Genomic DNA, 24007 nt, shown 5'->3' with positions numbered 1-24007 from the left:
TCTCTCCAGCGGGCTGCTCACAGGCGCCCAATTGTTTTTGTTGTCTGGTGTAGCGTTACAACGTGGCGATATAGGCCGGCGGCGAGTGCAGGTCGCAATTGCGCCCTGCCTTCGCCACCTGGCCAAGAAGTTCGTGGCCCAACAGGGCCGGCAAGCGGCGGGACATTTGCAGCAGGTGCGGCAGGTCGATACCGGTGTGAATTCCGACTTCCTCGCACAGGTTGACCAAATCTTCGGTGCAGATATTGCCCGACGCCCCCGGCGCAAACGGGCAGCCGCCCAAGCCACCGAGCGCCGCGTCAAAACGACGGGCACCGGCCTCGTACGCGGCCAGCACGTTGCACAACCCCAGGCCGCGGGTGTTGTGAAAATGCAGGGTCAGGTCACTGGCCGAGACGCGCTGCAGCACGCGTTTGACCAGGCGCTCCACCTGACGCGGGTTGGCCATGCCCGTGGTGTCGGCCAGGCTGATACCCTGGATGCCCAGCGCTTGATAGGCCTCGATAATCTGCAGCACGCGGTCTTCGTCGATCTTGCCTTCGAACGGGCAACCAAAGGTGGTGGCGATGCTGCCGTTGAGCCTCACCGGGTGGTCGGCGGCAAAGCTGACGATATCGCCAAACGCCGCCAACGACGCCTCGCAGCGCATGCGCATATTGGCCAGGTTGTGGGTCTGGCTGGCGGACATCACCAGGTTCAGTTCATCGGCGCGAGACTCGATAGCGCGCTGCGCCCCCTTGAGATTCGGGATCAACGCCACATAGATGACACCGGGCTTGCGCCTGATGCCCTGGAACACTTGCTCGCCATCACGCAATGCCGGGATGGCCTTGGGCGAGACAAATGAACCGGCCTCGATCCGCGAAAAGCCCGCCTGGGAAAGCTGGTCGATCAAGGCGATTTTGTCGGCCGTCTCGACCCACGTCGGCTCGATTTGCAGGCCGTCGCGCGGGGACACTTCCTGCACAATCAGCGGGTCGGAATAATCAGAAATCATTGCACCACTCCCGAGCGTTTCAGACGTTGGATATCAGCACCGGCCAGGCCCAGGCTGCCGAGAATTTCATCCGTGTGTTGCCCCAGGGTCGGGCCCTGCCAGTTCACGCCGCCCGGGGTTTCCGAGAGTTTGGGCACGATGCCGGGCATCTTCACTGACACACCGCCGGGCAACTCGGCAGTGAGCAACATGTCACGCGCCTGGTAGTGCGGGTCGCTGACGATGTCCGCCACCGAATAGATACGCCCGGCCGGCACTTCGGCGGCCTCCAGGGCGCTGAGCACTTGGTCGATGGGCAGGCTGCTGGTCCAGTGGGTGATCGCGGCGTCGAGCAAACCGCTCTGGGCGGCGCGGCCATCGTTGTGGGCAAATGCTGGGGCTTCGGCCAGGTCGGCGCGGCCGATGGTGGTCATCAAGCGTTTGTAGATCGGGTCGCTGTTGCCGGCAATCACCACGTAGGCACCGTCGGCCGTCAGGTAGGTATTGGAAGGCGCAATGCCCGGCAAGGCGCCGCCACTGCGTTCACGCACATGGCCGAGCATGTCGTATTCCGGCACCAGGCTTTCCATCAGGTTGAACACGCTTTCGGCCAGGGACACATCGACAATCTGCCCATCGCCCTGCCCCGTCTTGACCCGCAGCAACGACATCAGCGCGCCGATCACGCCATGCAACGAGGCCAGGGAATCACCGAGGCTCACACCGACCCGCGCGGGCGGCGAATCCGGGTTGCCGGTGGTGTAGCGAATGCCGCCCATGGCCTCGCCGATGGCACCGAAGCCAGGGCGGTCGCGATAAGGGCCGGTCTGGCCATAGCCAGAAATACGCACCAGCGTCAGCTTGGGGTTGAGCGCGTGCAACACGTCCCAACCCAGGCCGAGTTTTTCCAGGCCGCCGGGGCGCAGGTTTTCGATGAGGACGTCGGCGTCGCCGAGCAGCTGCTTGATCAAGTCCAGCCCTTCTGGCGACTTGAGGTCCAACGCCAGGGACTTCTTGTTGCGCGATTGCAGGTACCACCACAGCGACGTGCCTTCGTGCAGCTTTCGCCATTTGCGAAGCGGGTCACCCTGGCCCATGGCTTCGATCTTGATCACCTCCGCGCCAAACTCGGCCATCAGCCGGGCGGCGAACGGCGCGGCAATCAGGGTGCCGATCTCGATCACCTTGATACCGCTCAGGGGAGCCGTCATGGCGTGTACCTCTTATTCTTGGAATGTGCGACCAAGGCTAGAGGACAGGGGCAGAAGAAATCCAACCGTCAGTTGGCAAGGCGCGTTCGCGAAATGCGAACACTGTAGTTCGCTTACACCGGCATCTTGCGCAGATATTCGAACAACAGCCGGCTGACCGGCGACAGCTGTGCCTCATCACGCACCACCAGGATCAGGCTGCGATCCGACCAGTCATCCGTCAACGGCACGGCATGTAACCCCAACGCGCGACCGAAAAGTTCATAGGCCTTTTGCGGCAGGATGCCAATACCCATATTCGCCTGGACCATCCGGCACATCGCATCAAACCCCGGCACATGAATGCGCAGGCGCAGCATCTTGCCCGCCTCGCGCGCGGCGGCGTGGGTGCGCATATTGATGGAGCTGGCGGCGTGCAGGCCGACGTAATCGCTGTCCAGGGTTTCGGCAAATGCCAGGGTTTCCCGGGTTGCCAACGGATGATCCGCCGGCATCAGCACCACCAATTTGTCGTGCCGATACGTCACGCTCGGCAGGCCCTTGGTGTCAGTGTCAATGGAGCAAATCCCCAAGTCCGCCACGCCATCCAGAACGCCTTGCACCACGCCGTTGCTGGGGCGCTCTTCCAAGTCGGTTTTCACTTCGGGGTGCTGCTCGGAAAAGTCCCGCAAATCTTCAGGAAGGAACTGAATGATCGCCGACAGATTGGCCAGCATCCGCACATAGCCGCGCACGCCGTGGCTGTGTTCGCCCAATTCCAGGCCCATCTTTTCGACGTTGAACAGCATCTGCCGTGCATGGTGCAACAGGGTTTCGCCGGCTGCGGTCAGCTCCATGCCCTTGGCCCGCCGCACAAACAGGCTTACGCCCAGCACCTGCTCCAGTTCCATCAAGCGCTTGCTGGCAGCCGAAACGGCAATGGCTTCACGGTTGGCGGCACGGGTCAGCGTACCTTCCTCAAATACCGCGACAAACAATTGCAGCGTGATCAGATCCAGCCGACGCACCAGGCTTTTGTGCATCATCAGCGACGCTCGCTGGCCAACCGATTGATCTCGGCCTGCTCCACCACTGGCTGCGACGCGCCATGACTCGCCGCCTGCAACATAGCCCGGCCGACGGTCTCGGTGCTTACCACCCAACCCGGTTTTATCCGCCGGACAAACGACAACAACGGCCCAAGCACCGAATAGAAGGTCTGGTACAACGGCGTCTTCGAGCGCACGCCATGCAAGGGCTGGATCACCCCCGGTCGAAACAGATACACCGCCTTGAACGGCAGGCGCAGCAGGGCATTCTCGGTCTTGCCCTTGACCCGCGCCCACATCGACTTGCCCGCCTCGGAACTGTCGGTCCCGGCGCCGGATACATAGATAAAGGTCATCTGCGGATTGAGCCGCGCCAGGGTGCTGGCCGCGACCAGAGTGAGGTCATAGGTGAGGTGGGTGTACTTGGTTTCATTCATCCCTGCCGACGAAACGCCGAGGCAGAAGAAGCACGCATCAAAACCTTGCAGCAGGTTTTCCAAAGGTTGGAAATCCAGCATGTCGCCGTGCAACACCTGATGCAGCTTGCCGTGTTCCTGGGTCAAGGGCGTGCGGCCCACGGCGATGACTTCCTGAACGTCGGCGGCCAACAGGCACTCGCGTAGCACGCCCTGACCGACCATGCCGGTGGCGCCGAATAGCAGAACTCTCATAGGGGGACCTCAGCGGCAAGCCGCAAGCTTCAAGCTCAAGTTGAATGCAGTTCAGCCTGTAGCTTACCGCTTGCAGCTCATAACTACCCCATTCAGAACGCGTTACGAAAGATCTCCTCAATTTGACGCTGATCCGCCCGCCGTGGGTTGGTCAAACCACAGGCATCCTTGAGCGCATTGGTCGCCAGCAGCGGAATGTCCTGCAACTTGGCGCCCAATTCTCGCAGGCCCGCCGGGATTTCAACGTCCGAGGCCAGGCTACGAATCGCGGCGATGGCGGCTTGTGCGCCCTCTTCGTCGGTGATGCCCTTGATGTCGGCGCCCAATGCGCGGCCCACGTCGCTCAAGCGTTTGGCGCTGACGCTGGCGTTGAAGCTTTGTACGTGGGGCAGCAACACCGCGTTGCACACGCCGTGGGGCAGATCGTAAAGACCACCCAACTGGTGCGCCATGGCGTGCACGAAGCCCAACGATGCATTGTTGAACGCCATCCCGGCGAGGAACTGCGCGTAGGCCATGTTTTCCCTTGCCGCTTTGTCGCTGCCGTCGCGTACGGCCAGGCGCAGGTTGGCGCTGATCAGTTCGATGGCCTTGATCGCGCAGGCGTCGGTGATCGGTGTAGCGGCCGTGGACACGTAGGCTTCAATCGCGTGGGTCAACGCGTCCATGCCGGTGGCAGCAGTGAGGCCCTTGGGCATGCCGACCATCAGGCTCGGGTCGTTGACCGACAGCAGCGGTGTAACGTTGCGGTCGACGATGGCCATTTTCACGTGGCGGGTTTCGTCGGTGATGATGCAAAAACGGGTCATCTCGCTGGCGGTGCCGGCGGTGGTGTTGATGGCCACCAGTGGCAGTTGCGGTTTGCTCGACTGATCGACGCCTTCGTAGTCGCCGATATGCCCGCCGTTGGTGGCGCACAGGGCGATACCCTTGGCACAGTCATGGGGCGAGCCGCCGCCCAGTGACACCACGAAGTCGCAGTCGCTCTGTTGCAACAGCGCCAGGCCTTTCTCGACGTTTTCCACATTGGGGTTGGGCTTGGCGCCGTCGTAGATCACTGAGTCGATGTCCTGCATCGCCAGTTTCTCGGCGATCATGCTCGCTACGCCCGCCTTGGCCAGGCCGGCGTCGGTGACGATCAGTGCCTTGTGAAAGCCGTAGTTGCGGATGGCGATCATGGCTTCGTCGAGGCAGTCGGTGCCCATGATGTTGACGGCGGGAATGAAGAAGGTGCTGCTCATGGCGAATCCTCGGATGACGTTTATGCCTACAGCATCGACCTCACCTGCCTACGCCATCTTGATCAGGATCAACGCCCGCTCGTGATAAAGTCGCCGTCCAGCCGATTTCGAGTAGACCCGCCGCAATGAAGGATTTCCAGGATATTGACGCCCACCTTGAAGACTGGAGCGCACTGCGCAGCAGCACCGACTTCAGCGGGATTCTGATCGGCAACGGCGCAAGCCGCGCGATTTGGGAAGACTTTGCCTACGATTCGCTGTTCGAAAACGCCCGCACCGTCGAAGAAAAACCCCTGAGCCCCTCCGAGCTCAGCGTGTTCGATGCCCTGCAAACCCGCAGTTTCGAGCAGGCGCTGGGTGCATTGAAAACCACCAGTCGGGTCAACAAGGCCCTGGCGGTCAGCTCGGCGGCGCCGCGTAATCGCTATTACGCGATCAAGGAAGCCTTGATCAATACCATCCACACCGTGCACATCCCATGGCGCCTGGTGCAGCCGTCGACGTTGGCAACGATCAACAGCGAACTGGCCAATTACGCGACGGTGTTCACCAGCAACTACGACTTGCTCAACTATTGGGCGATCCTGCACACGCCGGGCATCGACGACTTGTTCCGCAGCGCCGACGCCAGCTTCGACCTGCGCAACACCCATACAAGCGCCACGCGCATCCTCTACCTGCATGGCGGTCTGCACCTGGTGCGCAACCTTGATGGCACCGCGCGCAAATTGCCGACCACCGACAGCACGTTGCTCAGCAGTTTTGCCATCAACAACACGATCAAGACCCTCGACGATGTTCCGCTGTTTGTCAGCGAAGGCAAGGTTGAGGAGAAGCTCAAGACCATCCGCAGTTCGGACTATCTGTCGTTTTGCTATGAGCAGTTGCTGACGCATGAGGGCGCGCTGTGCATCTTTGGCCATGACTTGGGACCGCAGGATAAGCATCTGGTGGATGCGATTCGCCAAGCCAAACTGACGACCCTGGCGATCTCGGTTTCGGGGCGCAGCGATGGGTTTATTCGGCAGCAGAAACGGCGGTATTCGGAGTTATTTGATGGCACTGGCGTGGAGCTGAAGTTCTTCGCGGCGCGTACGCATCCATTGGGTAATTCTGCACTGTCAGTCCCCGTCGAACGCTGATCCCCTGAACGAAGGAGATCAACTGTGAGAGCGGGCTTGCTCGCGAATGCGGTGTAACAGTCAACAGATCCGCTGTCTGACCCACCGCTTTCGCGAGCAAGCCCGCTCCCACATTTTTGATTGAGGACATCTGTTACAGAGAGACAAATAGCAATAATTCTCGATATCATTCACGACTTTTCCAAATCGTGCTTCGTCCAGAAGGATATCCATGTCTCGTCCCAAGCCCGACCCGTTGTCGGCCGATGCCTTTCGCGGGTTTTATACAGATATCCTGTATTTCCTGCGCAGACGCACGGACAACGCCAGCGACGCGGCGGACATGACGCAGGATGTCTTTACCCAGTGGCTGGACTACCGCGACCGGGCCAAGGTCGAGCAGCCACGGGCGTTTCTGTTCCAGATGGCGCGCAACCTGCTGCGTGATCACTGGCGCAAACAGAAGGTGCGGCACTCCGTTCACGTTGATCAGGCCGACATGGACGCGGAACCGGTCACCGACGAGCAAAACGACCCCATGGCCGCCGCGCAACGCTTGCAACGCCTGGAACAGTTGAAAGAAGTCCTCGCCGGACTCTCGCCCCGCCGGCGAGAAGCCCTTATGCTGCACCGCTTCGAAGGCTTGAGCCAAGCGCAGATCGCCGAACGCATGGGCATTTCCACCAGCATGGTGGAAAAACACATCGCCTTTGCCCTGCTGCATTGCAAGCGAAGCCTTCAACAAGAACCCGGCACGGAGCAGCCAGAATGAATCGCCTGAGCGACACCGAGCTCTTGGACATCGAAGCCAGCGACGCCATCGATGCCCAAGCCGCCAGCTGGTTTGCCCGCAACCGCAATGACATGGGGCGCGCCGACCGCAAAGCGTTTGCCGCCTGGCAGGCTGAGCCCGCCCATGCCCGCGCCTATGCCGAATTCGAGCAACTGTGGGCCGACCTGGCCCAGTTACAGCAACTGAACAAGCCCGCGACGCTGCCCAAGCGCAAACCGTCGGTATGGCGCCCTGCCCTGGCCGTGGCCGCCGCCTTGCTGTGCGCGGTGCTGGCGACCCACATCGGCGCGCCCCGCGAGCTGTATCACACCCAGGTAACGGCGCACGCCAAAGGCATGCGCACCCTCAACCTGCCCGACGGCAGTACCTTGTATGTGAATGCCAACACCCGCGTGCGTGTGGACTTCACCGCGCACCAGCGCATCGTGCACCTGGACAAGGGCCAGCTGTACATCGAGGTGGCCGCCGACAAGGAACGACCGCTGTTCGTGCAAGCGGGTGAAGCCAGCGTGCGCGTGGTCGGCACCGGCTTTGACGTGCGCCGCAGCCAGCAGCAACTGGTGATCAGCGTCGCCCATGGCCAGGTCGCCTTCGAGCCGGATGCAAAAAGCCCGGTGACGCTGCTTGGCGCCCAGCAACGTGCTACCTACCGCTATGCCAATGGTTCGTTGCAGCAGCAAACCCTTCCCTTCGAGGAAGTCGCTGACTGGCGCAGCGGACACTTGTCGTTTCGCAACCGCGAACTCGCCAGCCTGATCGACGAGTTGAGCCTGTATCGCCCTCAGGCGCCGTTGCAGGTCAGCAACGCCGTGGCGCACCTCAAGGTCTCGGGCAATCTTGATGTGAATGATCCAGACGCCCTGCTCAACGCCCTGCCCGCCCTGTTGCCGGTGAAAACCGTGGCGTCGGCGGACGGCATTATCAAAATCGAACCGAGCAAATAACCGCGCAAATTCTTATTTGAGAATATTTTGCATTCGCAGGTGTGGATTTTTTTATCTGCCCCGTCTTCCTCCGGTCTGCATTCAATACGCACGCCTTTTTGGCCATTTGGCCACACCGGGGGATTTCATGTTTCGCGCGCCTTGCCACGCTTCGCACCTATTGCTTCGACCGACCCTCATCGCCACCTGCCTGGCATTCAGCCTCAGCGCCCAAGCGGAGCCATTCAAGCTGCCCGCCCAGGCCCTGGCGACATCCCTGAGCCAGGTGGCGCAGCAGGCGAAAATCCAGCTGTTGTTCGATGAAGCGCTGTTCAGGAATGTGCAGGCGCCGGCACTCGACGGTGACTTCACCGCGGAAGTGGCGATTCGCACCTTGCTGAAAAATGGTGAGTTCACCCTGATCAAAGTCGGCAACACCTATGTGGTAAGGCCCGAAGAGGCGAAAACTACCCAGAGCGGTTCGATTCAGTTGGACGCCCTGAGCGTGATCGGCACCGGTAACGAGGTCGACTCCAGCACCGTAGGCCGCTCCACCTTGAGCCAGGCCGATATTGACCGTTACCAGCCCGACAACATCCCTTCGCTGTTGCAGACTTTGCCCGGTGTGTTCATGGGCGGCTCGCCCAAGCCAGGTGGCCAGACCATGAACATTCGCGGCATGGGCGATGCAGAAGATGTGCCGATGACCGTGGATGGCGCGACCAAAAGTGGCTTCGAGCGCTATCAACAAGGCACGGTCTTCATCGAGCCCGAGTTGATCAAGAGCATTGAGGTGGAGAAAGGCCCTTACTCGCCGTTCACCGGTAACGGCGGCTTCGGCGGCACGGTCAACATGACCACCAAGGATGCGCCAGACCTGCTCAAGGACGGGCGTAACGCCGGGGCGATGGCCAAGTACGGCTACTCCAGCAACACCCACGAACAGGTGTACAGCGGCGCGGTATATGGCCGCACCGACGATGGTCGCATGGATGGCCTGATTTACCTGACCAAGCGCGACGGCGACGACTTGAAGCTCGCCGGCACTCCGCCCGACCCGCGCAATCAATACCCGATCAACCCCAAGCGCCTGCCCAACAGTGCACAGGATGTAGAGGGCCAACTGTTCAAGGTCAATGCCCACTTTACCGACGAACACAGCATGGGCTTGTCCTACTCCAGTGCCAAAAGCGAGCGCATGGCGCCGTTCTCGGCTAAATCCTACCCGTCACCGCCGACGCAAGCGGCGATCGACCGGTATGGCTACAAAGGCGCGCTGACACGTTTCCTGGCCGACCGTGAAACCGTGGACACCACCTGGTCGGGCAACTACCAGTACCAGCCGCTGAACAACCCATTAATCGACTTGAAGCTCAGCTACTCGTTCTCCAAGACCGACCAGACTGACGAACGCGCCGAAAATGCCGTGATTGGTCTGAGCACCGGTGGACGCAAGATGGAAACGTCTTATGCCGACCGCATCCTTGAGCTGCGCAATATCAGCCTGTTGACCACCGGCCCGCTGGAACACGCAGTGACCACTGGCGTGCAGATCCGCAAGCACGACCGCGAAACCGAAAGCTGGATGCCCGGCGCCACCTACAACACCGCGAGATACAACTATGGGCATTTCCAGCCGTATTTCATGCCCCACGGCAAGGTCGACACAAATTCGTTCTACCTGCAGGACGCGGTCACGCTTGGGGATGTGACCATCACCCCGTCCCTGCGCTATGACCACGTGCGCAACCGCGGCGAAGCCAATGATGCGCCGTACTACAGCAACCCGGACCCGCGCGTCGGCCATGACTACAGCGACCGCACCTACACGGGCTGGTCACCGCGCCTGGCAGCGTTCTGGAGCGTGACCCCGGATGTGGCCTTCTTCGCCAGCTGGAACCGCACGTGGCGTGCGCCGGTCATCGATGAACAGTATGAAGTCCAGGGCGCCGCCAGCACGCGCAGCGCCACAAGCCTCAACCTCAAGCCCGAGCGCATTACGGCGATTACCGCGGGCAACGTCACCAACTTCTCGCGCATTTTCACCCGCGATGACAACCTGCAACTGCGCACCACGCTGTTTCACAACCGCATCGAAGACGAGATCATGAAGGCCACCGGCATCGGCTGCGAACGGCAAATGACCGTGCCGGGCAATATCGATACGGTGTGCAACGACACGGCGTCCAGAACCAACTATCGCAACGTCGGCGGCATGACCATCAAGGGCGTCGAGCTCGAAAGCTACTACGATTCGACATACGTGTTCGGCTCCCTGACTTACTCCTGGGCTACAGGTAAACGCGACAACCCCTACACCAACCCTTGGGCTACCGACCGTCATGTGTGGGCGCGGGATATTCCACCGGCCAAATGGGTGGTGGTGCTGGGTACCAAGATACCGAGCTGGGACGCACAAGTGGGCTGGCAGGGCCAGTTCGTGCGCAAGACCGACCGGGTGCCCACCGACATTTACCCTGGTGGATTCAACTCCAGCATCGGCGACTTTATCTACGACCAAACCGAGAACGCCAGTTACGACACCCAGGGCCTGTTCGCCAATTGGAAACCGCAGCAGGCCGGCCTCAAAGGCACCGAGATCAACTTCACCGTCGACAACCTGTTCAACCGCAGCTACCAGCCGGCGCTCAGCGGCGAGGGTGTCTACAGCGAAGGGCGCAACGCCAAGATCAGCATCACGCGCTTCTTCTAAATGTGGGAGCCGGGCTTGCCCGCGATGCAGACACCTCGGTGGATCACGTAGGCCTAGGTGATGCTATCGCACTTGTAGTGAGCGGGCTTGCCCCGCGCTGGGCTGCGAAGCGGCCCCAACAAAGGCTGCGCCGAGTTCCAGGTAGGACCAGGTCGCCTGGTTTGGGGCCGCTTCGCAGCCCAGCGCGGGGCAAGCCCGCTCACTACAGGGAGATTTTGCAGCCTTGAAAGTTGTGTAGATACCTGTGGCTATCGCAGGCAAGCCAGCCCCCACCGGGACTCAACTGTACGGATAAATCCGCGCCCAGCTGTAGGCCTGCAATCAGCGGGGGTTGTGGCTAGATGGGTTCCCTTGAAGCCCTCCAGATTTCGGTTCTTCCCCATGAGCTCGCGCGAAAACACCGGCATGGCCCTTGGCCTGCTGGGCGTCATCATCTTCAGCCTGACCCTGCCCTTCACCCGCATCGTGGTGCAGGAAATGCACCCGTTGCTCAACGGCCTGGGCCGCGCGCTGTTCGCGGCGATCCCGGCGGCGGCGCTGTTGCTGTGGCGGCGTGAACGCTGGCCGAGCTGGCGTCAGGTGCGCGGGCTGTGCCTGGTAATCGCGGGCGTGATTCTGGGTTTTCCGGTGCTGTCGGCCTGGGCCATGCAAACCTTGCCAGCGTCCCATGGCGCGCTGGTCAATGGCCTGCAACCGTTGTGCGTAGCGCTGTATGCGGCGTGGCTGTCCCATGAGCGACCGTCAAAAGCCTTCTGGGCCTGCGCGGCGCTGGGCAGCGGCCTGGTGTTGAGTTATGCGCTGATCACCGGGGCCGGCAGTATTCAGGCGGGCGACCTGCTGATGCTTGGCGCGATTGCCGTGGGCGGCCTGGGTTATGCCGAAGGCGGACGACTGGCCAAGGAGATGGGTGGCTGGCAGGTGATCTGCTGGGCGCTGGTACTGTCGACGCCGGTGTTGATCGGCCCGGTGTGGTACTTGGCGGCGCAGCATCAAGAGGCGATTTCCATGCGCGCGTGGTGGGCGTTTGGTTATGTGTCGCTGTTCTCGCAGTTTTTGGGGTTCTTCGCCTGGTATGCCGGGTTGGCCATGGGCGGGATTGCGCGGGTCAGTCAGATTCAGCTGTTGCAGATCTTCTTCACCATCGCGTTCTCGGCGCTGTTCTTTGGTGAACACATCGAGCCGATTACCTGGGTGTTTGCGTGCGGGGTGATTGTGACGGTGATGCTGGGGCGCAAGACGGCGGTGCAGCCTGCGCCAGCTCCCACAGGCGACCGTGCTCACTTCAGGTCAGGTACCCATCCGCGCGCAGCAGGGTTTCCAGGCAGTGTTCGGTGATGTGGTAGAACGCCTTCAGCTCCTGGATTTTCTCCAGCAACTGCGCGTTGTCCATCGGCTCTGCACGCTTCACCGCGAGGATCATCTTGTTCTTGTTGGTGTGTTCCAGCGAGATGAACTCGAACACCTTGGTTTCATAACCACAGGCCTCCAGGAACAGCGCGCGCAAACTGTCGGTGACCATTTCCGCCTGCTGGCCCAGGTGCAGGCCGTATTGCAGCATCGGTTTGAGCAGCACCGGGCTCTGGATCTGCAGGCGAATCTGTTTGTGGCAGCACGGCGAGCACATGATGATCGACGCGCCGGAGCGGATGCCGGTGTGGATCGCATAGTCAGTGGCAATGTCGCAGGCATGCAGGGCGATCATCACGTCCAGCTCGCTCGGCGCCACGCTGCGCACATCGCCGCATTTGAACACCAGCCCCGGGTGTTCCAGGCGAGCGGCGGCGGTGTTGCACAGGGTCACCATGTCTTCACGCAGCTCCACGCCCGTCACTTCACCCTCGGCCTTGAGGGTGTTGCGCAGGTAGTCGTGGATGGCGAACGTCAGGTAGCCCTTGCCCGAACCAAAGTCCGCCACGCGCACCGGTTGATCCAGCTTCAAGGGTGACGAGGTCAGCGCATGGCTGAACACTTCGATGAACTTGTTGATCTGCTTCCACTTGCGCGACATCGACGGGATCAGCGCCTGCTTGGCGTCGGTCACACCCAGGTCGGCGAGAAACGGCCGGCTCAGGTCGAGGAAGCGATTTTTCTCGCGGTTATGCTCGGCCGAGGGCGCCTCACGCAGTTGCTGCGGCTTGCTTTTGAACAGCGAGCTTTTGTTCTTCTTGCTGTATTCCAACTGGACTTCGTCGGTCAGCGACAGCAGGTGGGCGTTTTTGAACTGCGCCGGCAGCAGCTCGGCAATCGCCGCCACGGCCTCTGCCAACGGGAAGTTTTTGGTGATGTCACGGGTTTTGTAGCGATAGACGAAGGACAGGCATGCCTGCTCCTTGACCACTACCGGCTTGATGATCAGCCGCTGCAATTCGGCCTCTTCACCGACGTATTTGGCCAGCACCAGCTTGATAAAGGCGTTTTGCGCGAGGCTTGCGCTGAGCAGTTCGATGAACTCGGCGTGATGGTCCGGCGCAGGGCGGGCAGGTTGAGCGGTGACAGACATGAACAAAAACGCCTCGGGCTGGGAATGCCGGGCATTTTAGGGGGGATGGGGGTTTAGGGCACGGGGTTATTTGATCAACGGTTATCTGGTCACCTCAAAACCCTGTGGGAGCTGGCTTGCCTGCGATGGCATCACCTCGGTTTGCCTGGTGGACCGAGTCGTCCGCATCGCAGGCAAGCCAGCTCCCACATAAACCGGTGGTGTCTGGGTTATTCGAGTACGACCAGGCGATTCGGCAGTTCATTACGGGTTTGGGTGACCGGCACATGCACCTTCAACAATTCACCGCAGGCCTCAATGCAACTGATAAACCCGGCCAACGTCTGCCCCTGCTTTACCTGCTGGGTAAACGCCTTGACGATGGCGTCCCAACTGCTGTCATCCAGGTGCCTGGAAATCCCGTCGTCGACCAGAATCTCCACATAGCGCTCGGCCTCGCTGACAAAAATCAGCACCCCGGTGCTGCCCTGCGTGTGGTGCAGGTTCTGCTCCAGGAACTGCCGCCGCGCCAGGTTGGACGCGCGCCAATGGCGCACCGAACGTGGAATCAAGCGCGTGGTGACCTTGGGCAAGCGGAACACCAGGCACAACACGATGAATGTCGCCCATTGCGCCAACAGCAAGGTGTACATGGTCAGGTAACCCGACAAATAATGCACCACGCCCGGCACCACCAACGCGATCAGGCTCGCCCACAGCAGCGGGATATAGGCGTAGTCATCGGCGCGGGCGGCCAGCACAGTCACCAGTTCGGCGTCGGTGGTTTTTTCCACGCGGGCGATCGCTTCGGCGACTTGGCGCTGCTCGTGTTCAGTCAGTAATGCCATGGTTGTAGTTGCTCTCTCATTATTGTCATTACCAGCCGCCCGAGGCCCCGCCGCCGCCGAAGCCGCCGCCGCCACCCCGGAAACCACCACCGCCGCCCCCGCCACCACCGCCGCGCCCGCTGCTGCTGAGAATCGCCAGCAGGATTGCACCGACTGGCAGCCCCATCCGGTTGCACAGCCACAACACGCCGATCAGCAGGACAAACAGGCCGATGGAAAGCCCGGGATTATCCTTGGCAAAGTTGCCATCCGCCACATGGGCTGGCACGGCCAAGGGTTCACCGCCCACCACTTGCACCATCGCAGCCACGCCGTCGCTGATGCCTTTGCTGTAGTTACCGGCCTTGAACGCCGGTGCAATCACCTGATTGATGATCACCCACGACTGCGCATCGGTGAGCACGCCTTCCAGGCCGTAACCGACTTCGATGCGCAATTTGCGCTCATCGCGGGCGACGATCAACAGCGCGCCGTTATCCTTGCCTTTCTGGCCGATACCCCAGTGGCGAGCCAATTGATAACCGAAGTCCTCAATCGGTACGCCCTGCAAGTCAGGCACGGTGACCACTACGATCTGGTCGCCGGACGTCTGTTCCAGCGCCTGCAGCTGCTGTGTCAGTTGCTGGCGCGTGGCCGCGTCGATCATCTGGGCGTTATCCACCACCCGCCCGGTCAGCGCCGGGAAGGTCAGCGCTGCCTGGGCCACGCCCACGCAGGCCAACAGCCACAGCGCCAGGCCTATCCGTAATAAACGCATCGACACCTCAATGCAGCTTTATTTGAACTTCACTTGCGGCGCTTTATCGGCATCGGCACTGGTGGCCTCAAACGTGGCGCGGACCGGCAAGTCGCTGTACATCACGCTGTGCCACAGACGGCCAGGGAAAGTGCGAATCTCGGTGTTGTAGGCCTGTACGGCCTGGATAAAGTCGCGGCGTGCCACGGCGATACGGTTTTCGGTGCCTTCAAGCTGCGATTGCAGGGCCAGGAAATTCTGGTTGGCCTTCAGGTCCGGGTAGCGCTCGGACACCACCATCAAACGGCTGAGTGCGCCACTCAAGCCATCCTGGGCTTGCTGGAACTGCTTGAGTTTTTCCGGGTTGTCGAGGGTGCTGGCATCCACCTGGATCGACGTGGCCTTGGCCCGCGCTTCAATCACGGCGGTGAGCGTGTCCTGCTCATGGGCAGCATAGCCCTTGACCACTTCCACCAGGTTGGGAATCAGATCGGCGCGGCGTTGGTACTGGTTCTGCACCTGGCCCCAGGCGGCCTTGGCCTGTTCGTCCAGGGTCGGGATGTTGTTGATGCCGCAACCGCTCAGCACGCTGCTGATCAATAGCAAAACCGCGGCTTTCAAGCCCCAGCGGTAACCTTGTGCTGCTTGCATGGTGTTTCTCCTGCCCAATCTTGATGGAATGTTACGACTAACCCTATACACCACGCGCTTGGGGCATAATCCGCCACCACTGGAATGCATCGAGCCAATCAGCTACAAAGATGCCCAGCGCGAACAAGAGTTCAGAGTGTGCTGCATTTATCTGAACAACACCCGAACAACAATAGACGCTCCCCACATTTTGGCCGAGCAGCATTTCCTCCAATGCTGTGCAGTGAGCCGAAAAAGGATATTCATGAAAAAGCTGTGTTTGCTCGGCCTTGTTGCCACTCTGGCCAGTCACCCCGTATGGGCAGAAACAAAGCCTGCTGCGCTTAAAGACAAGGACGCGTTTGTCAGCGACCTGCTCAAGCAGATGACCCTGGACGAAAAGATCGGCCAATTGCGCCTGATCAGCATCGGCCCCGAGATGCCCCGCGAGCTGATCCGCAAGGAAATTGCCGCCGGCCGCATCGGTGGCACCTTCAACTCCATCACCCGCCCGGAAAACCGTCCGATGCAGGACGCGGCCATGCGCAGCCGGCTGAAGATCCCGATGTTCTTCGCCTACGACGTGATCCACGGCCACCGCACGATCTTCCCGATCAGCCTGGCCCTGGCATCCAGCTGGGACATGGAGGCCATCAGCCGCTCCGGGCGCGTCGCTGCCCAGGAAGCCGCCGCCGACAGCCTCGACATCACTTTTGCGCCGATGGTCGACATCTCCCGCGACCCGCGCTGGGGCCGTACGTCCGAAGGCTTTGGTGAAGACACGTATCTGGTCTCGCGCATCGCCGAAGTGATGGTCAAGGCGTTCCAGGGCGTGAGCCCCGCGAATGCCGACAGCATCATGGCCAGCGTCAAGCATTTCGCCCTGTATGGCGCGGTGGAAGGCGGTCGCGACTACAACGTGGTCGACATGAGCCCGGTCAAGATGTACCAGGACTACCTGCCGCCGTACCACGCGGCGATCAAGGCCGGCTCCGGCGGCGTGATGGTGGCGCTGAACTCGATCAACGGCGTGCCTGCCACCGCCAACACCTGGCTGATGAATGACCTGCTGCGCCGGGACTGGGGCTTCAAGGGCGTGGCCGTGAGCGACCATGGCGCGATCTTCGAGCTGATCAAGCACGGCGTGGCCAAGGACGGGCGCGAAGCCGCCAAGCTGGCGATCAAGGCCGGCATCGACATGAGCATGAACGACTCGTTGTATGCCAAGGAATTGCCGGGGCTGCTCAAGTCCGGCGAGATCGAACAGAGCGACATCGATAACGCCGTGCGCGAAGTGCTCGGTGCCAAATACGACATGGGCCTGTTCAAGGACCCGTACCTGCGCATCGGCAAGGCCGAGGATGACCCGGCCGACACTTACGCCGAAAGCCGCCTGCACCGTGCCGACGCACGCGACATCGCACGCCGCAGCCTGGTGTTGCTGAAAAACCAGAACAACACCCTGCCGCTGAAAAAATCCGCGACCATCGCCCTGGTCGGCCCGCTGGCCAAGGCGCCTATCGACATGATGGGCAGTTGGGCCGCCGCCGGACGGCCTGCGCAATCGGTGACGCTGCTCGACGGTTTGAACGCGGTGATCGGCGAAAAAGGCAAGATCATCTATGCCCGTGGCGCCAACATCACCAACGACAAGGCCGTGGTCGACTACCTGAACTTCCTCAACTTCGATGCGCCGGAAGTGGTGGATGACACCCGCCCTGCCCAAGTGATGATCGACGAGGCCGTAAAGGCCGCCAAGGATGCCGATGTGGTGGTGGCTGCCGTGGGTGAATCCCGTGGCATGTCGCACGAATCCTCGAGCCGCAACGACCTGAACATCCCGCAAAGCCAGCGCGACCTGATCAAGGCCTTGAAAGCCACCGGCAAGCCGCTGGTACTGGTGCTGATGAACGGCCGCCCCCTGTCGATTGTTGAAGAGAACCAACAGGCCGACGCGATCCTGGAAACCTGGTTCGCCGGCACCGAAGGCGGTAACGCCATTGCCGACGTGCTGTTTGGTGACTACAACCCGTCGGGCAAGCTGCCGATCACGTTCCCACGCTCGGTAGGGCAGATTCCGACGTACTACAACCACCTGACCGTCGGCCGACCGTTCACCCCAGGCAAACCGGGCAACTACACCTCGCAGTACTTCGATGACACCACCGGGCCCCTGTTCCCGTTTGGCTATGGCCTGAGCTACACCACGTTCAACCTGTCGGACATGGCGCTGTCGTCCACTACGCTGAACAAGACCGGCAAGCTCGACGCCAGTGTCACTGTGACCAACACCGGCAAGGTGGATGGCGAAACCGTGGTGCAGCTGTATATCCAGGATGTGGCCGGCTCGATGATCCGCCCGATCAAGGAGTTGAAAAACTTCCAGAAGGTCATGCTCAAGGCGGGTGAGGAGCGCACGCTGCACTTCACCATCACCGAGGAAGACCTGAAGTTCTACAACACCCAGCTCAAGTTCGCGGCGGAGCCGGGTGAGTTCAACGTGCAGATCGGGCTGGATTCCCAGGATGTGCAGCAGCAGACCTTCGAACTGCTCTGATCTAACGCTGTAAACGCAGTCAGTGTGGGAGCTGGCTTGCCTGCGATAGCGGTGGTGAATTCACTACCGCTATCGCAGCATAAGTATCTACATCTTCAAAGTGAAATTGCGTAGCAGCTGTCGAGCCCCGGCGAGGCTGCGTCAGCGGTGTGTCAGACAGCCCGCAAACGCAGCCTCGCCGGGGCTCGACAGCTGCTACGCAGAGGGCTCCCTCAAGATGTGTAGATACCTATGGCTATCGCAGCGGTTCGACGATTCGACAAGCTAGCTCCCACATTTGATCTCAGTGGTCTGGCTAGCCGCGTCGATCCAGCAAATTCACCACCAACCGATCAATCCACCCCCACACCCGCTGCTTCACCCGCCGCCACAACGGCCGCGCCTTCCATGCCTCCAGGCTCACCGCCTGGCTCTGCTCGAAATCCCGCTCAAAACTGCCTTCCACCGCCAGCGTCAACTCAGGGTCCAACGCTTCCAGATTGGCTTCCAGGTTGAAACGCAGGTTCCAGTGATCGAAGTTGCACGAGCCAATGCTGACCCAGTCATCCACCAGCACCATCTTCAGGTGCAAAAAGCACGGCTGGTATTCAAATATCTGCACGCCCGAGCGCAGCAATCGCGGGTAATACCGGTGCCCGGCGTAACGTACAGACGGGTGATCGGTGCGCGGGCCGGTGAGCAGTAAACGCACATCCACCCCGCGCCCGGCCGCACGGCGCAAAGCGCGACGAACGCCCCAGGTTGGCAGAAAATAGGGCGTGGCCAGCCAGATGCGCTGGTGACTGTTATTCAGGGCACGGATCAGCGATTGCAAAATATCGCGATGCTGACGGGCGTCGGCGTAGGCCACGCGGCCCAGGCCCGGCCCAGTCGCCGGCACCTTGGGCAAACGCGGTAAACCAAAGTGGGTGGCGGGCTTCCATTCCCGGCGCGCCGCGTTCGCGTGCCATTGACGGTCGAACAGCGCCTGCCAGTCCAGCACCAGCGGGCCGCTGATTTGCACCATCACTTCATGCCAGTCGGCGGTGTCTTGGCCAGGGGTCCAGAATTCATCCGTCACCCCCGTACCGCCGACCACCGCACTGCTCTGGTCGATCAGCAACAGCTTGCGGTGGTCGCGGTAAAAATTACGCATCCAGCGGCGCCAGCTCAGGCGATTGTAGAAACGCAGTTGTACACCGGCATCGGTCAGGCGTTTACGCAAGCCGAGGGTAAACGCCAGGCTGCCGTAATCATCAAACAGGCAACGCACCTGCACACCACGCTCGGCCGCCAGCACCAGCGCCTGTACCAGCGCTTCGGCGCAGGCTCCGGCCTCCACCAGATAGAGTTCAAGGTCCACTTGCCGCTCGGCACGGGCGATGCCCACCAGCATCTGCGGGAAGAATTGCGGGCCGTCGATCAGCAACTCGAACCGATTGGCGCTGCGCCATGGAAACACCGCGCCGCTCATGTCAGCGTGCCGTAAAGATCAGCACCGCACCCACCGGTACCGACAAACTGATCGACGCAAGCCCCGCCGCCTTGCGCAACGCCGCCACACCCGGCGCCAGATCGAAATCCTCGGCGTGCAGCACCACCGGTTCCAGGGTCACTACTTGGAAACGTCGGTCGTCCAAGCGCGTGGCCAGCAATTCGGCGCTGTAGGTCTGGGTTTTGCCATGCAGGGTCACGGACAGCGGCATGCGCAATTCCAACTGTGCTCCGGGCGCGAGGTCATTGATGGGTTGCAGATTGATCTGTGCGCTGATCAACGCTTCGGGGAAGGTCTTGATCTCGAACAACTGGTTGCGCATGCGCTCATCGCGCAGGGGAATGCCGCTGTTGACCGACTCCATTTCCACTTCCATCTGGGCCGCACCTTTGCTGTCGACCTTGCCGTGCAACACCAGGAAGCGATGGACTTCGGCAATCTCGGTGTTTTTGGTGGTAACGAACGATAGGCGCGAGGATTCGTTATCCAGGTACCAGTCGGCGTGGGCAGGCACAGCGACGGTGGCCAGGAGGGCGAAGGCCAGGGGGTTGAATAGAGAAGCGTTGAACATAAAGACTCGCGGGGGAAAAACCTGAACGAACCTTAAGCGCAATCTCATGAACGGCGCAAATCCAATGTGGGGACGTTTGGGCGTCAGGGCGTCAGGCGGCAGCCCTGGCGGTCGCCCAACCACCGCGCACTGTGGGTACGCCCCAACCCACTCGCCGTCACTTCACTGCGCGCCGGGTTGTCGCTGAATGCGCTGGTCGGCACGTATTGCTTCACATACCCCCGGCAATACTCGGCCGGGTTGTTCGCCACATACCGACACGAGCAATACTCCTTGGCCGTATACGCCGCGATGATGTCGGGGAAGGCTTGCAGGTTGACGCGCTCGTGCCAGATCCACCCCAGCAGGGCGAGAAGCAGCAGGAGAAACAGGCTGGTAAACGGACGACGGCGGATCATGGTTGCACCGCCGCGAGCACGCGTTTGAGCAGTTCGTTGTGGCGGTAGCTGCCGTCGCGGTCGTCGCCATAGCGCACGATCACCAGGCGTTCGTCGGGCATCACATACAGCGCCTGGCCCCAATGGCCGAGGGCGGCAAAGGTGTCGGCGGGGGCGTCGGGCCAGGGCCGTGGGGCGCCTTGATTGAGCCACCAATGGCCGCCGGGGACGGCTTCGTCCTGGCCGGCTTTGTATTTATCGAACGGCTGGCGATTGAAGGTCACCCAATCCTTTGGCAGCAACTGTTGATCCCCCCAACGACCATCCCGCGCCATCAGCAGGCCGACGCGCGCCAGGTCGCGGGCGGTGAGGTAGGCGTAGGACGAGGCGACAAAGGTTTCATCGGCGTCGGTTTCCCACGTGGCACTGCGGATACCCAAGGGCTTGAACAGGGCATCCCAGGGGTAACTCATATAAGCCTTGAGGCCGAGCATGCCTTTGAGAGCGGCGGACAAGATGTTGGTGTCGCCGCTGGAGTAACGAAAGGCCTGGCCGGGTGCGCTGGCCGCCTCCGTGTCCGCGGCAAAGTCAGCCATATCGGCGCGGCCACGGGTGTAGAGCATCGCCACCACTGAAGATTTCAGTGGCGCGTATTCGTAGTCTTCCTGCCAGTCCAGGCCCGAGGCCCAGTGCAGCAAATCGGCCATGGTCACGGTTGGGTGTTGCTTCATCGGCGGGTAGAAGCGCGCGACCGGGTCGGTCAATTTAAAGCGGTTATCGCCATAGGCCACGCCCAGCACGGTGGCCATCAGGCTTTTACTGATGGACCAGGTGAGGTGCGGCGTGCTGGGGGTGGTGGGTGCGGCGTAGCGTTCGTAGATAACCTCGCCGTCGCGGATCACCAGCAACGCGTCGGTGCGAATGCCTTGGCGGGTGGTGTCGTCTCGCGCAGGGAAAGCGTAAGCATCCAAAGCGTCGACGGCAGGACCTGCGAGCGGTGTGCCCTTGGCCCATTCTTTATCGGGCCAGGTTTCAGCGTGGGCAGTCACGGTGACGAGCAGCAAGGCAACGCACAACAAGCCTCTAACCATGGACGCAAACTCAAGGGGGCATTCAAGCCCGCGAGCCTAGCCGAGGGTGATGACAGATTTGCGACAGGGAGGGCTGTCATCCAACCGTCACCGTAACTTCATGGAGATGACACCGAGCCTACATAGCCTGACTTTGGACAACAAAGTCGACCGGCCGAAACGTGGCCGGCACTCGGAGACTCGCCATGACTCAGATCGCCCGCATCAGCGACACCGGCAATGAACGCCGTCTGCAAGCCGAACGCCTGATCGGCGCACAGGCTTTGCAGGAAGCCCAGGCCTTGCGGTTCAACGTGTTCAGCGGCGAGTTCAACGCCAAGCTGAAAGGCGCGGAACTGGGCCTGGACATGGATGACTATGATGTTCACTGCAGCCATATCGGTGTGCGGGATTTGAACAGCGGTCGATTGGTCGCCACCACCCGTTTGCTCGACCACCAGGCCGCCAGCACCCTGGGCCGGTTCTACAGCGAAGAAGAATTCAGCCTGCACGGTTTGCTGCACTTGCAGGGCCCTATCCTAGAAATCGGCCGCACCTGCGTCGACCCCGCCTACCGCAACGGCGGCACGATTGCCGTGTTGTGGGGCGAGTTGGCCGAAGTGTTGAATCAAGGCGGCTACAGCTACCTGATGGGGTGCGCAAGCATTCCGATGCACGACGGCGGCATCCAGGCCCACGCGATCATGCAGCGTCTGCGCGAACGCTACCTGTGCAACGAACACCTGCGTGCCGAACCGAAGAAACCACTGCCGGCACTGGACCTGCCGTCCAACGTAATCGCCGAGATGCCACCGCTGCTCAAGGCCTATATGCGCCTGGGTGCGAAGATCTGCGGCGAGCCGTGCTGGGATGAAGATTTCCAAGTGGCCGACGTGTTCATCCTGCTCAAGCGCGATGAGCTATGCCCGCGTTACGCCCGCCACTTCAAGGCAGCCATGTGATGAGCCGCCTGCGGATCTACGGGCGCATTGCCCGCGTGCTGGTGGTGGTGGCGCTGGGCTTGAGCATGGCCAGCGTGTTTGGCCTGTTTGAGCGTTTGGGCGTGGCCAACTCGATGGTGCGCCGCCAGCGTTGGTCGCGGTTCTTCATGGCGCGCCTGACCAATGCCCTGCCCTTTCGCGTGACGGTGCACGGCGAGTTGCCGACGCAGCCCATGCTGTGGGTGAGCAATCACGTGTCCTGGACCGATATTCCACTGCTGGGCGCTGTGGCGCCGATGTCGTTCCTGTCCAAGGCCGAAGTGCGCACCTGGCCGGTGGCCGGCTGGTTGGCGGCTAAAGCAGGCAGCCTGTTTATCCGCAGGGGTTCGGGTGACAGTCAGTTGATCCGCAAGCAGATGACCCGTCACTTGGAACAACAGCACCCGCTGCTGATGTTCCCGGAAGGCACCACCACCGACGGCCGCAGCCTGCGCACGTTCCACGGGCGCTTGCTGGCCAGTGCGATCGATGCGGATGTGTCGCTGCAACCGGTGGCGATCCGTTATTTGCGCGACGGCCAAGTGGACCCGCTGGCACCGTTTATTGGCGATGATGATTTGCTGTCGCACCTGATGCGTCTGTTTGGCAATGACCAAGGTGATGTGGAGATTCATGTGCTCAAGCCGATTGCCTGTGCCGGGCAGGAGCGCGCGGCGCTGGCGTATCAGGCGCAGCAGGCGGTGCAGAAGGCGTTGTTTGGGCCGTTGCCGGAAGCAGAACAGATCGCGGTTCGGCCGGCATTCGCGGCATAAAGCGGGCACGGTCAAAATGTGGGAGCTGGCTTGCCTGCGATAGCGGTGGGTCAGCAACACAGGTATCAACTGGCAGACTGCAATCGCAGGCAAGCCAGCTCCCACCTTTAAACCCCAGTGGTCAGGTGGTTGCGTGCAAAGGCCTGCAGCTCTGGATAGAACACCCGGAAGTCTTCACTCAAAGGCTCATACAACACCCGCAACTCCTGCATCGCAAACCCCAACGCCTCCGGCTGTGTCAGCCGCCGCGAGATCCCGCGCAACACCTGCTCCATCACCGCAAACTCGCGGTAAGAACCCAACCAATCATCCGCCGCCATATACGGCGCAATCTGCGCCAGCCGCCCTGGCAACTGCGGCTCGGCCGCCAGCACGCGGTACACCTGCGACGTGAAGCGCTCCAGCGGTTGGTCGGCATACAACGCCCAATCCCGCGCCAGGCAGTGGTCGAAAAACACATCGAGGACGATCCCGGCATAGCGCCTGCGGGTCAGGCTGAAGCGTGACAACGCCTCCCCCACCAACGGGTGGCTGTCGGTAAAACGGTCAATCGAGCGGTGCAGCTGGATCGCCGATTCGATTTGCGGGCTGAACTGCCCCTGCAGGCGGCCTTTGACAAAGTCGCCATACAGGCTGCCCAGCAATTGCGCAGGAAGTTGGCCGCCCAGGTGCAGATGTGCGAGATAATTCATGGCGCGCAGTCTATCACTGCCGTCAACGTATCGTTATAACCCGATATACCGATTGAGCCTAGACTCAGATCAAAATCATATTGGTATATCGGGATATAGCGATTTAAAGTTCGCCTCATCGCGATATAACGCTGTAAAAAACC

At 61.2% G+C, this 24007-nt stretch carries 22 protein-coding genes; 8 read left to right on the top strand and 14 right to left on the bottom strand.

What is annotated here, in order from left to right; genetic code table 11:
- Positions 1 to 55: 55 nt before the first annotated feature.
- From JBO08_RS03525 to yiaY, 5 genes are all read right to left on the bottom strand, one after another.
- Positions 56 to 997 (bottom strand): hydroxymethylglutaryl-CoA lyase, encoded by a 942-nt coding sequence (locus tag JBO08_RS03525; RefSeq protein ID WP_065910474.1) that lies wholly within the window; start codon positions 995 to 997, stop codon positions 56 to 58.
- Complete coding sequence (locus JBO08_RS03520; RefSeq protein WP_065874711.1) at positions 994 to 2187, bottom strand: CaiB/BaiF CoA-transferase family protein; 1194 nt, start codon at positions 2185 to 2187, stop codon at positions 994 to 996. Before JBO08_RS03520 ends, JBO08_RS03525 begins: the two co-directional genes overlap by 4 nt.
- Positions 2188 to 2300: 113 nt before the next feature.
- The gene (locus JBO08_RS03515; protein WP_065874710.1) at positions 2301 to 3212 is read right to left on the bottom strand and encodes a LysR family transcriptional regulator; all 912 of its coding nucleotides are present in this window, start codon (positions 3210 to 3212) and stop codon (positions 2301 to 2303) included.
- Complete coding sequence (locus tag JBO08_RS03510) at positions 3212 to 3886, bottom strand: NAD(P)H-binding protein (RefSeq protein ID WP_065882071.1); 675 nt, start codon at positions 3884 to 3886, stop codon at positions 3212 to 3214. Before JBO08_RS03510 ends, JBO08_RS03515 begins: the two co-directional genes overlap by 1 nt.
- A gap of 92 nt (positions 3887 to 3978) precedes the next feature.
- Entirely contained in the window at positions 3979 to 5127 is a 1149-nt protein-coding gene (gene yiaY / locus JBO08_RS03505) for an L-threonine dehydrogenase (protein WP_065874708.1), read from the bottom strand.
- A 125-nt stretch (positions 5128 to 5252) separates the two neighbouring features.
- Here yiaY and JBO08_RS03500 point away from each other — a divergent pair, with 125 nt between their 5' ends.
- The 5 genes from JBO08_RS03500 (at position 5253) to JBO08_RS03480 (ending at position 12012) form a co-directional block, all read left to right on the top strand.
- Positions 5253 to 6269: a DUF4917 family protein gene (locus tag JBO08_RS03500; RefSeq protein WP_065882069.1), complete on the top strand. Its 1017-nt coding sequence runs from the start codon at positions 5253 to 5255 to the stop codon at positions 6267 to 6269.
- Between the two features lie 211 nt (positions 6270 to 6480).
- Positions 6481 to 7020 (top strand): RNA polymerase sigma factor, encoded by a 540-nt coding sequence (locus JBO08_RS03495; protein WP_065890281.1) that lies wholly within the window; start codon positions 6481 to 6483, stop codon positions 7018 to 7020.
- Positions 7017 to 7985 carry a FecR domain-containing protein gene (locus JBO08_RS03490; RefSeq protein WP_065882067.1) on the top strand — a complete coding sequence of 323 codons (969 nt, stop codon included), beginning with the start codon at positions 7017 to 7019 and terminating at the stop codon, positions 7983 to 7985. The genes JBO08_RS03495 and JBO08_RS03490 overlap by 4 nt, the downstream gene beginning before the upstream one ends.
- A gap of 127 nt (positions 7986 to 8112) precedes the next feature.
- A complete protein-coding gene (locus JBO08_RS03485; protein ID WP_220074528.1) occupies positions 8113 to 10677 on the top strand; it encodes a TonB-dependent receptor in 2565 nt (854 codons plus the stop codon).
- Between the two features lie 381 nt (positions 10678 to 11058).
- Positions 11059 to 12012: a DMT family transporter gene (locus JBO08_RS03480; protein WP_225930680.1), complete on the top strand. Its 954-nt coding sequence runs from the start codon at positions 11059 to 11061 to the stop codon at positions 12010 to 12012.
- Here JBO08_RS03480 and JBO08_RS03475 read toward each other — a convergent pair.
- The 4 genes from JBO08_RS03475 to JBO08_RS03460 all read right to left on the bottom strand — a co-directional run bounded on the left by JBO08_RS03475 (position 11960) and on the right by JBO08_RS03460 (position 15391).
- Positions 11960 to 13177 carry an SAM-dependent methyltransferase gene (locus tag JBO08_RS03475; protein WP_065874702.1) on the bottom strand — a complete coding sequence of 406 codons (1218 nt, stop codon included), beginning with the start codon at positions 13175 to 13177 and terminating at the stop codon, positions 11960 to 11962. The two genes, JBO08_RS03480 and JBO08_RS03475, sit on opposite strands and share 53 nt — an antisense overlap.
- A 209-nt stretch (positions 13178 to 13386) precedes the next feature.
- Positions 13387 to 14004 (bottom strand): TPM domain-containing protein, encoded by a 618-nt coding sequence (locus JBO08_RS03470; RefSeq protein ID WP_065882064.1) that lies wholly within the window; start codon positions 14002 to 14004, stop codon positions 13387 to 13389.
- 28 nt (positions 14005 to 14032) lie between these two features.
- Entirely contained in the window at positions 14033 to 14761 is a 729-nt protein-coding gene (locus JBO08_RS03465) for a YgcG family protein (protein WP_186754352.1), read from the bottom strand.
- Positions 14762 to 14779: 18 nt separating this feature from the next.
- Positions 14780 to 15391: a LemA family protein gene (locus JBO08_RS03460; RefSeq protein WP_049709565.1), complete on the bottom strand. Its 612-nt coding sequence runs from the start codon at positions 15389 to 15391 to the stop codon at positions 14780 to 14782.
- A 244-nt stretch (positions 15392 to 15635) separates the two neighbouring features.
- Between JBO08_RS03460 and bglX the strand changes: the two genes are divergently transcribed.
- Positions 15636 to 17927 carry a beta-glucosidase BglX gene (gene bglX, locus JBO08_RS03455; protein WP_220074529.1) on the top strand — a complete coding sequence of 764 codons (2292 nt, stop codon included), beginning with the start codon at positions 15636 to 15638 and terminating at the stop codon, positions 17925 to 17927.
- A gap of 295 nt (positions 17928 to 18222) precedes the next feature.
- Here the strand turns inward: bglX and JBO08_RS03450 are convergent, their stop codons facing one another.
- From JBO08_RS03450 to JBO08_RS03435, 4 genes are all read right to left on the bottom strand, one after another.
- Positions 18223 to 19380: a phosphatidylserine/phosphatidylglycerophosphate/cardiolipin synthase family protein gene (locus JBO08_RS03450; RefSeq protein WP_065872044.1), complete on the bottom strand. Its 1158-nt coding sequence runs from the start codon at positions 19378 to 19380 to the stop codon at positions 18223 to 18225.
- Between the two features lies 1 nt (position 19381).
- Positions 19382 to 19972: a YceI family protein gene (locus tag JBO08_RS03445; RefSeq protein WP_065872045.1), complete on the bottom strand. Its 591-nt coding sequence runs from the start codon at positions 19970 to 19972 to the stop codon at positions 19382 to 19384.
- Between the two features lie 83 nt (positions 19973 to 20055).
- Positions 20056 to 20370 (bottom strand): amidase, encoded by a 315-nt coding sequence (locus JBO08_RS03440; protein ID WP_065872046.1) that lies wholly within the window; start codon positions 20368 to 20370, stop codon positions 20056 to 20058.
- Positions 20367 to 21440, bottom strand: coding sequence for a serine hydrolase (locus tag JBO08_RS03435; protein ID WP_065890072.1), 1074 nt, complete (start codon positions 21438 to 21440; stop codon positions 20367 to 20369). Before JBO08_RS03435 ends, JBO08_RS03440 begins: the two co-directional genes overlap by 4 nt.
- 185 nt (positions 21441 to 21625) lie before the next feature.
- On the opposite strand from JBO08_RS03435, the gene olsB reads away from it, so the two are divergent.
- Positions 21626 to 22381 carry an L-ornithine N(alpha)-acyltransferase gene (gene olsB, locus JBO08_RS03430; protein WP_049709576.1) on the top strand — a complete coding sequence of 252 codons (756 nt, stop codon included), beginning with the start codon at positions 21626 to 21628 and terminating at the stop codon, positions 22379 to 22381.
- Positions 22381 to 23172, top strand: coding sequence for a lysophospholipid acyltransferase family protein (locus JBO08_RS03425; protein ID WP_065872048.1), 792 nt, complete (start codon positions 22381 to 22383; stop codon positions 23170 to 23172). Before olsB ends, JBO08_RS03425 begins: the two co-directional genes overlap by 1 nt.
- A gap of 107 nt (positions 23173 to 23279) precedes the next feature.
- Here JBO08_RS03425 and JBO08_RS03420 read toward each other — a convergent pair whose 3' ends face one another.
- Positions 23280 to 23864 (bottom strand): ACP phosphodiesterase, encoded by a 585-nt coding sequence (locus tag JBO08_RS03420; RefSeq protein WP_065872049.1) that lies wholly within the window; start codon positions 23862 to 23864, stop codon positions 23280 to 23282.
- Positions 23865 to 24007: the final 143 nt, after the last annotated feature.

Source organism: Pseudomonas sp. LAP_36 (genome assembly GCF_019456785.1).
Classification (GTDB): Bacteria; Pseudomonadota; Gammaproteobacteria; order Pseudomonadales; family Pseudomonadaceae; genus Aquipseudomonas; species Aquipseudomonas tritici.
The sequence above is the reverse complement of the archived record's forward strand: the minus strand, read 5'-3'. Positions and strand labels throughout refer to the sequence as shown.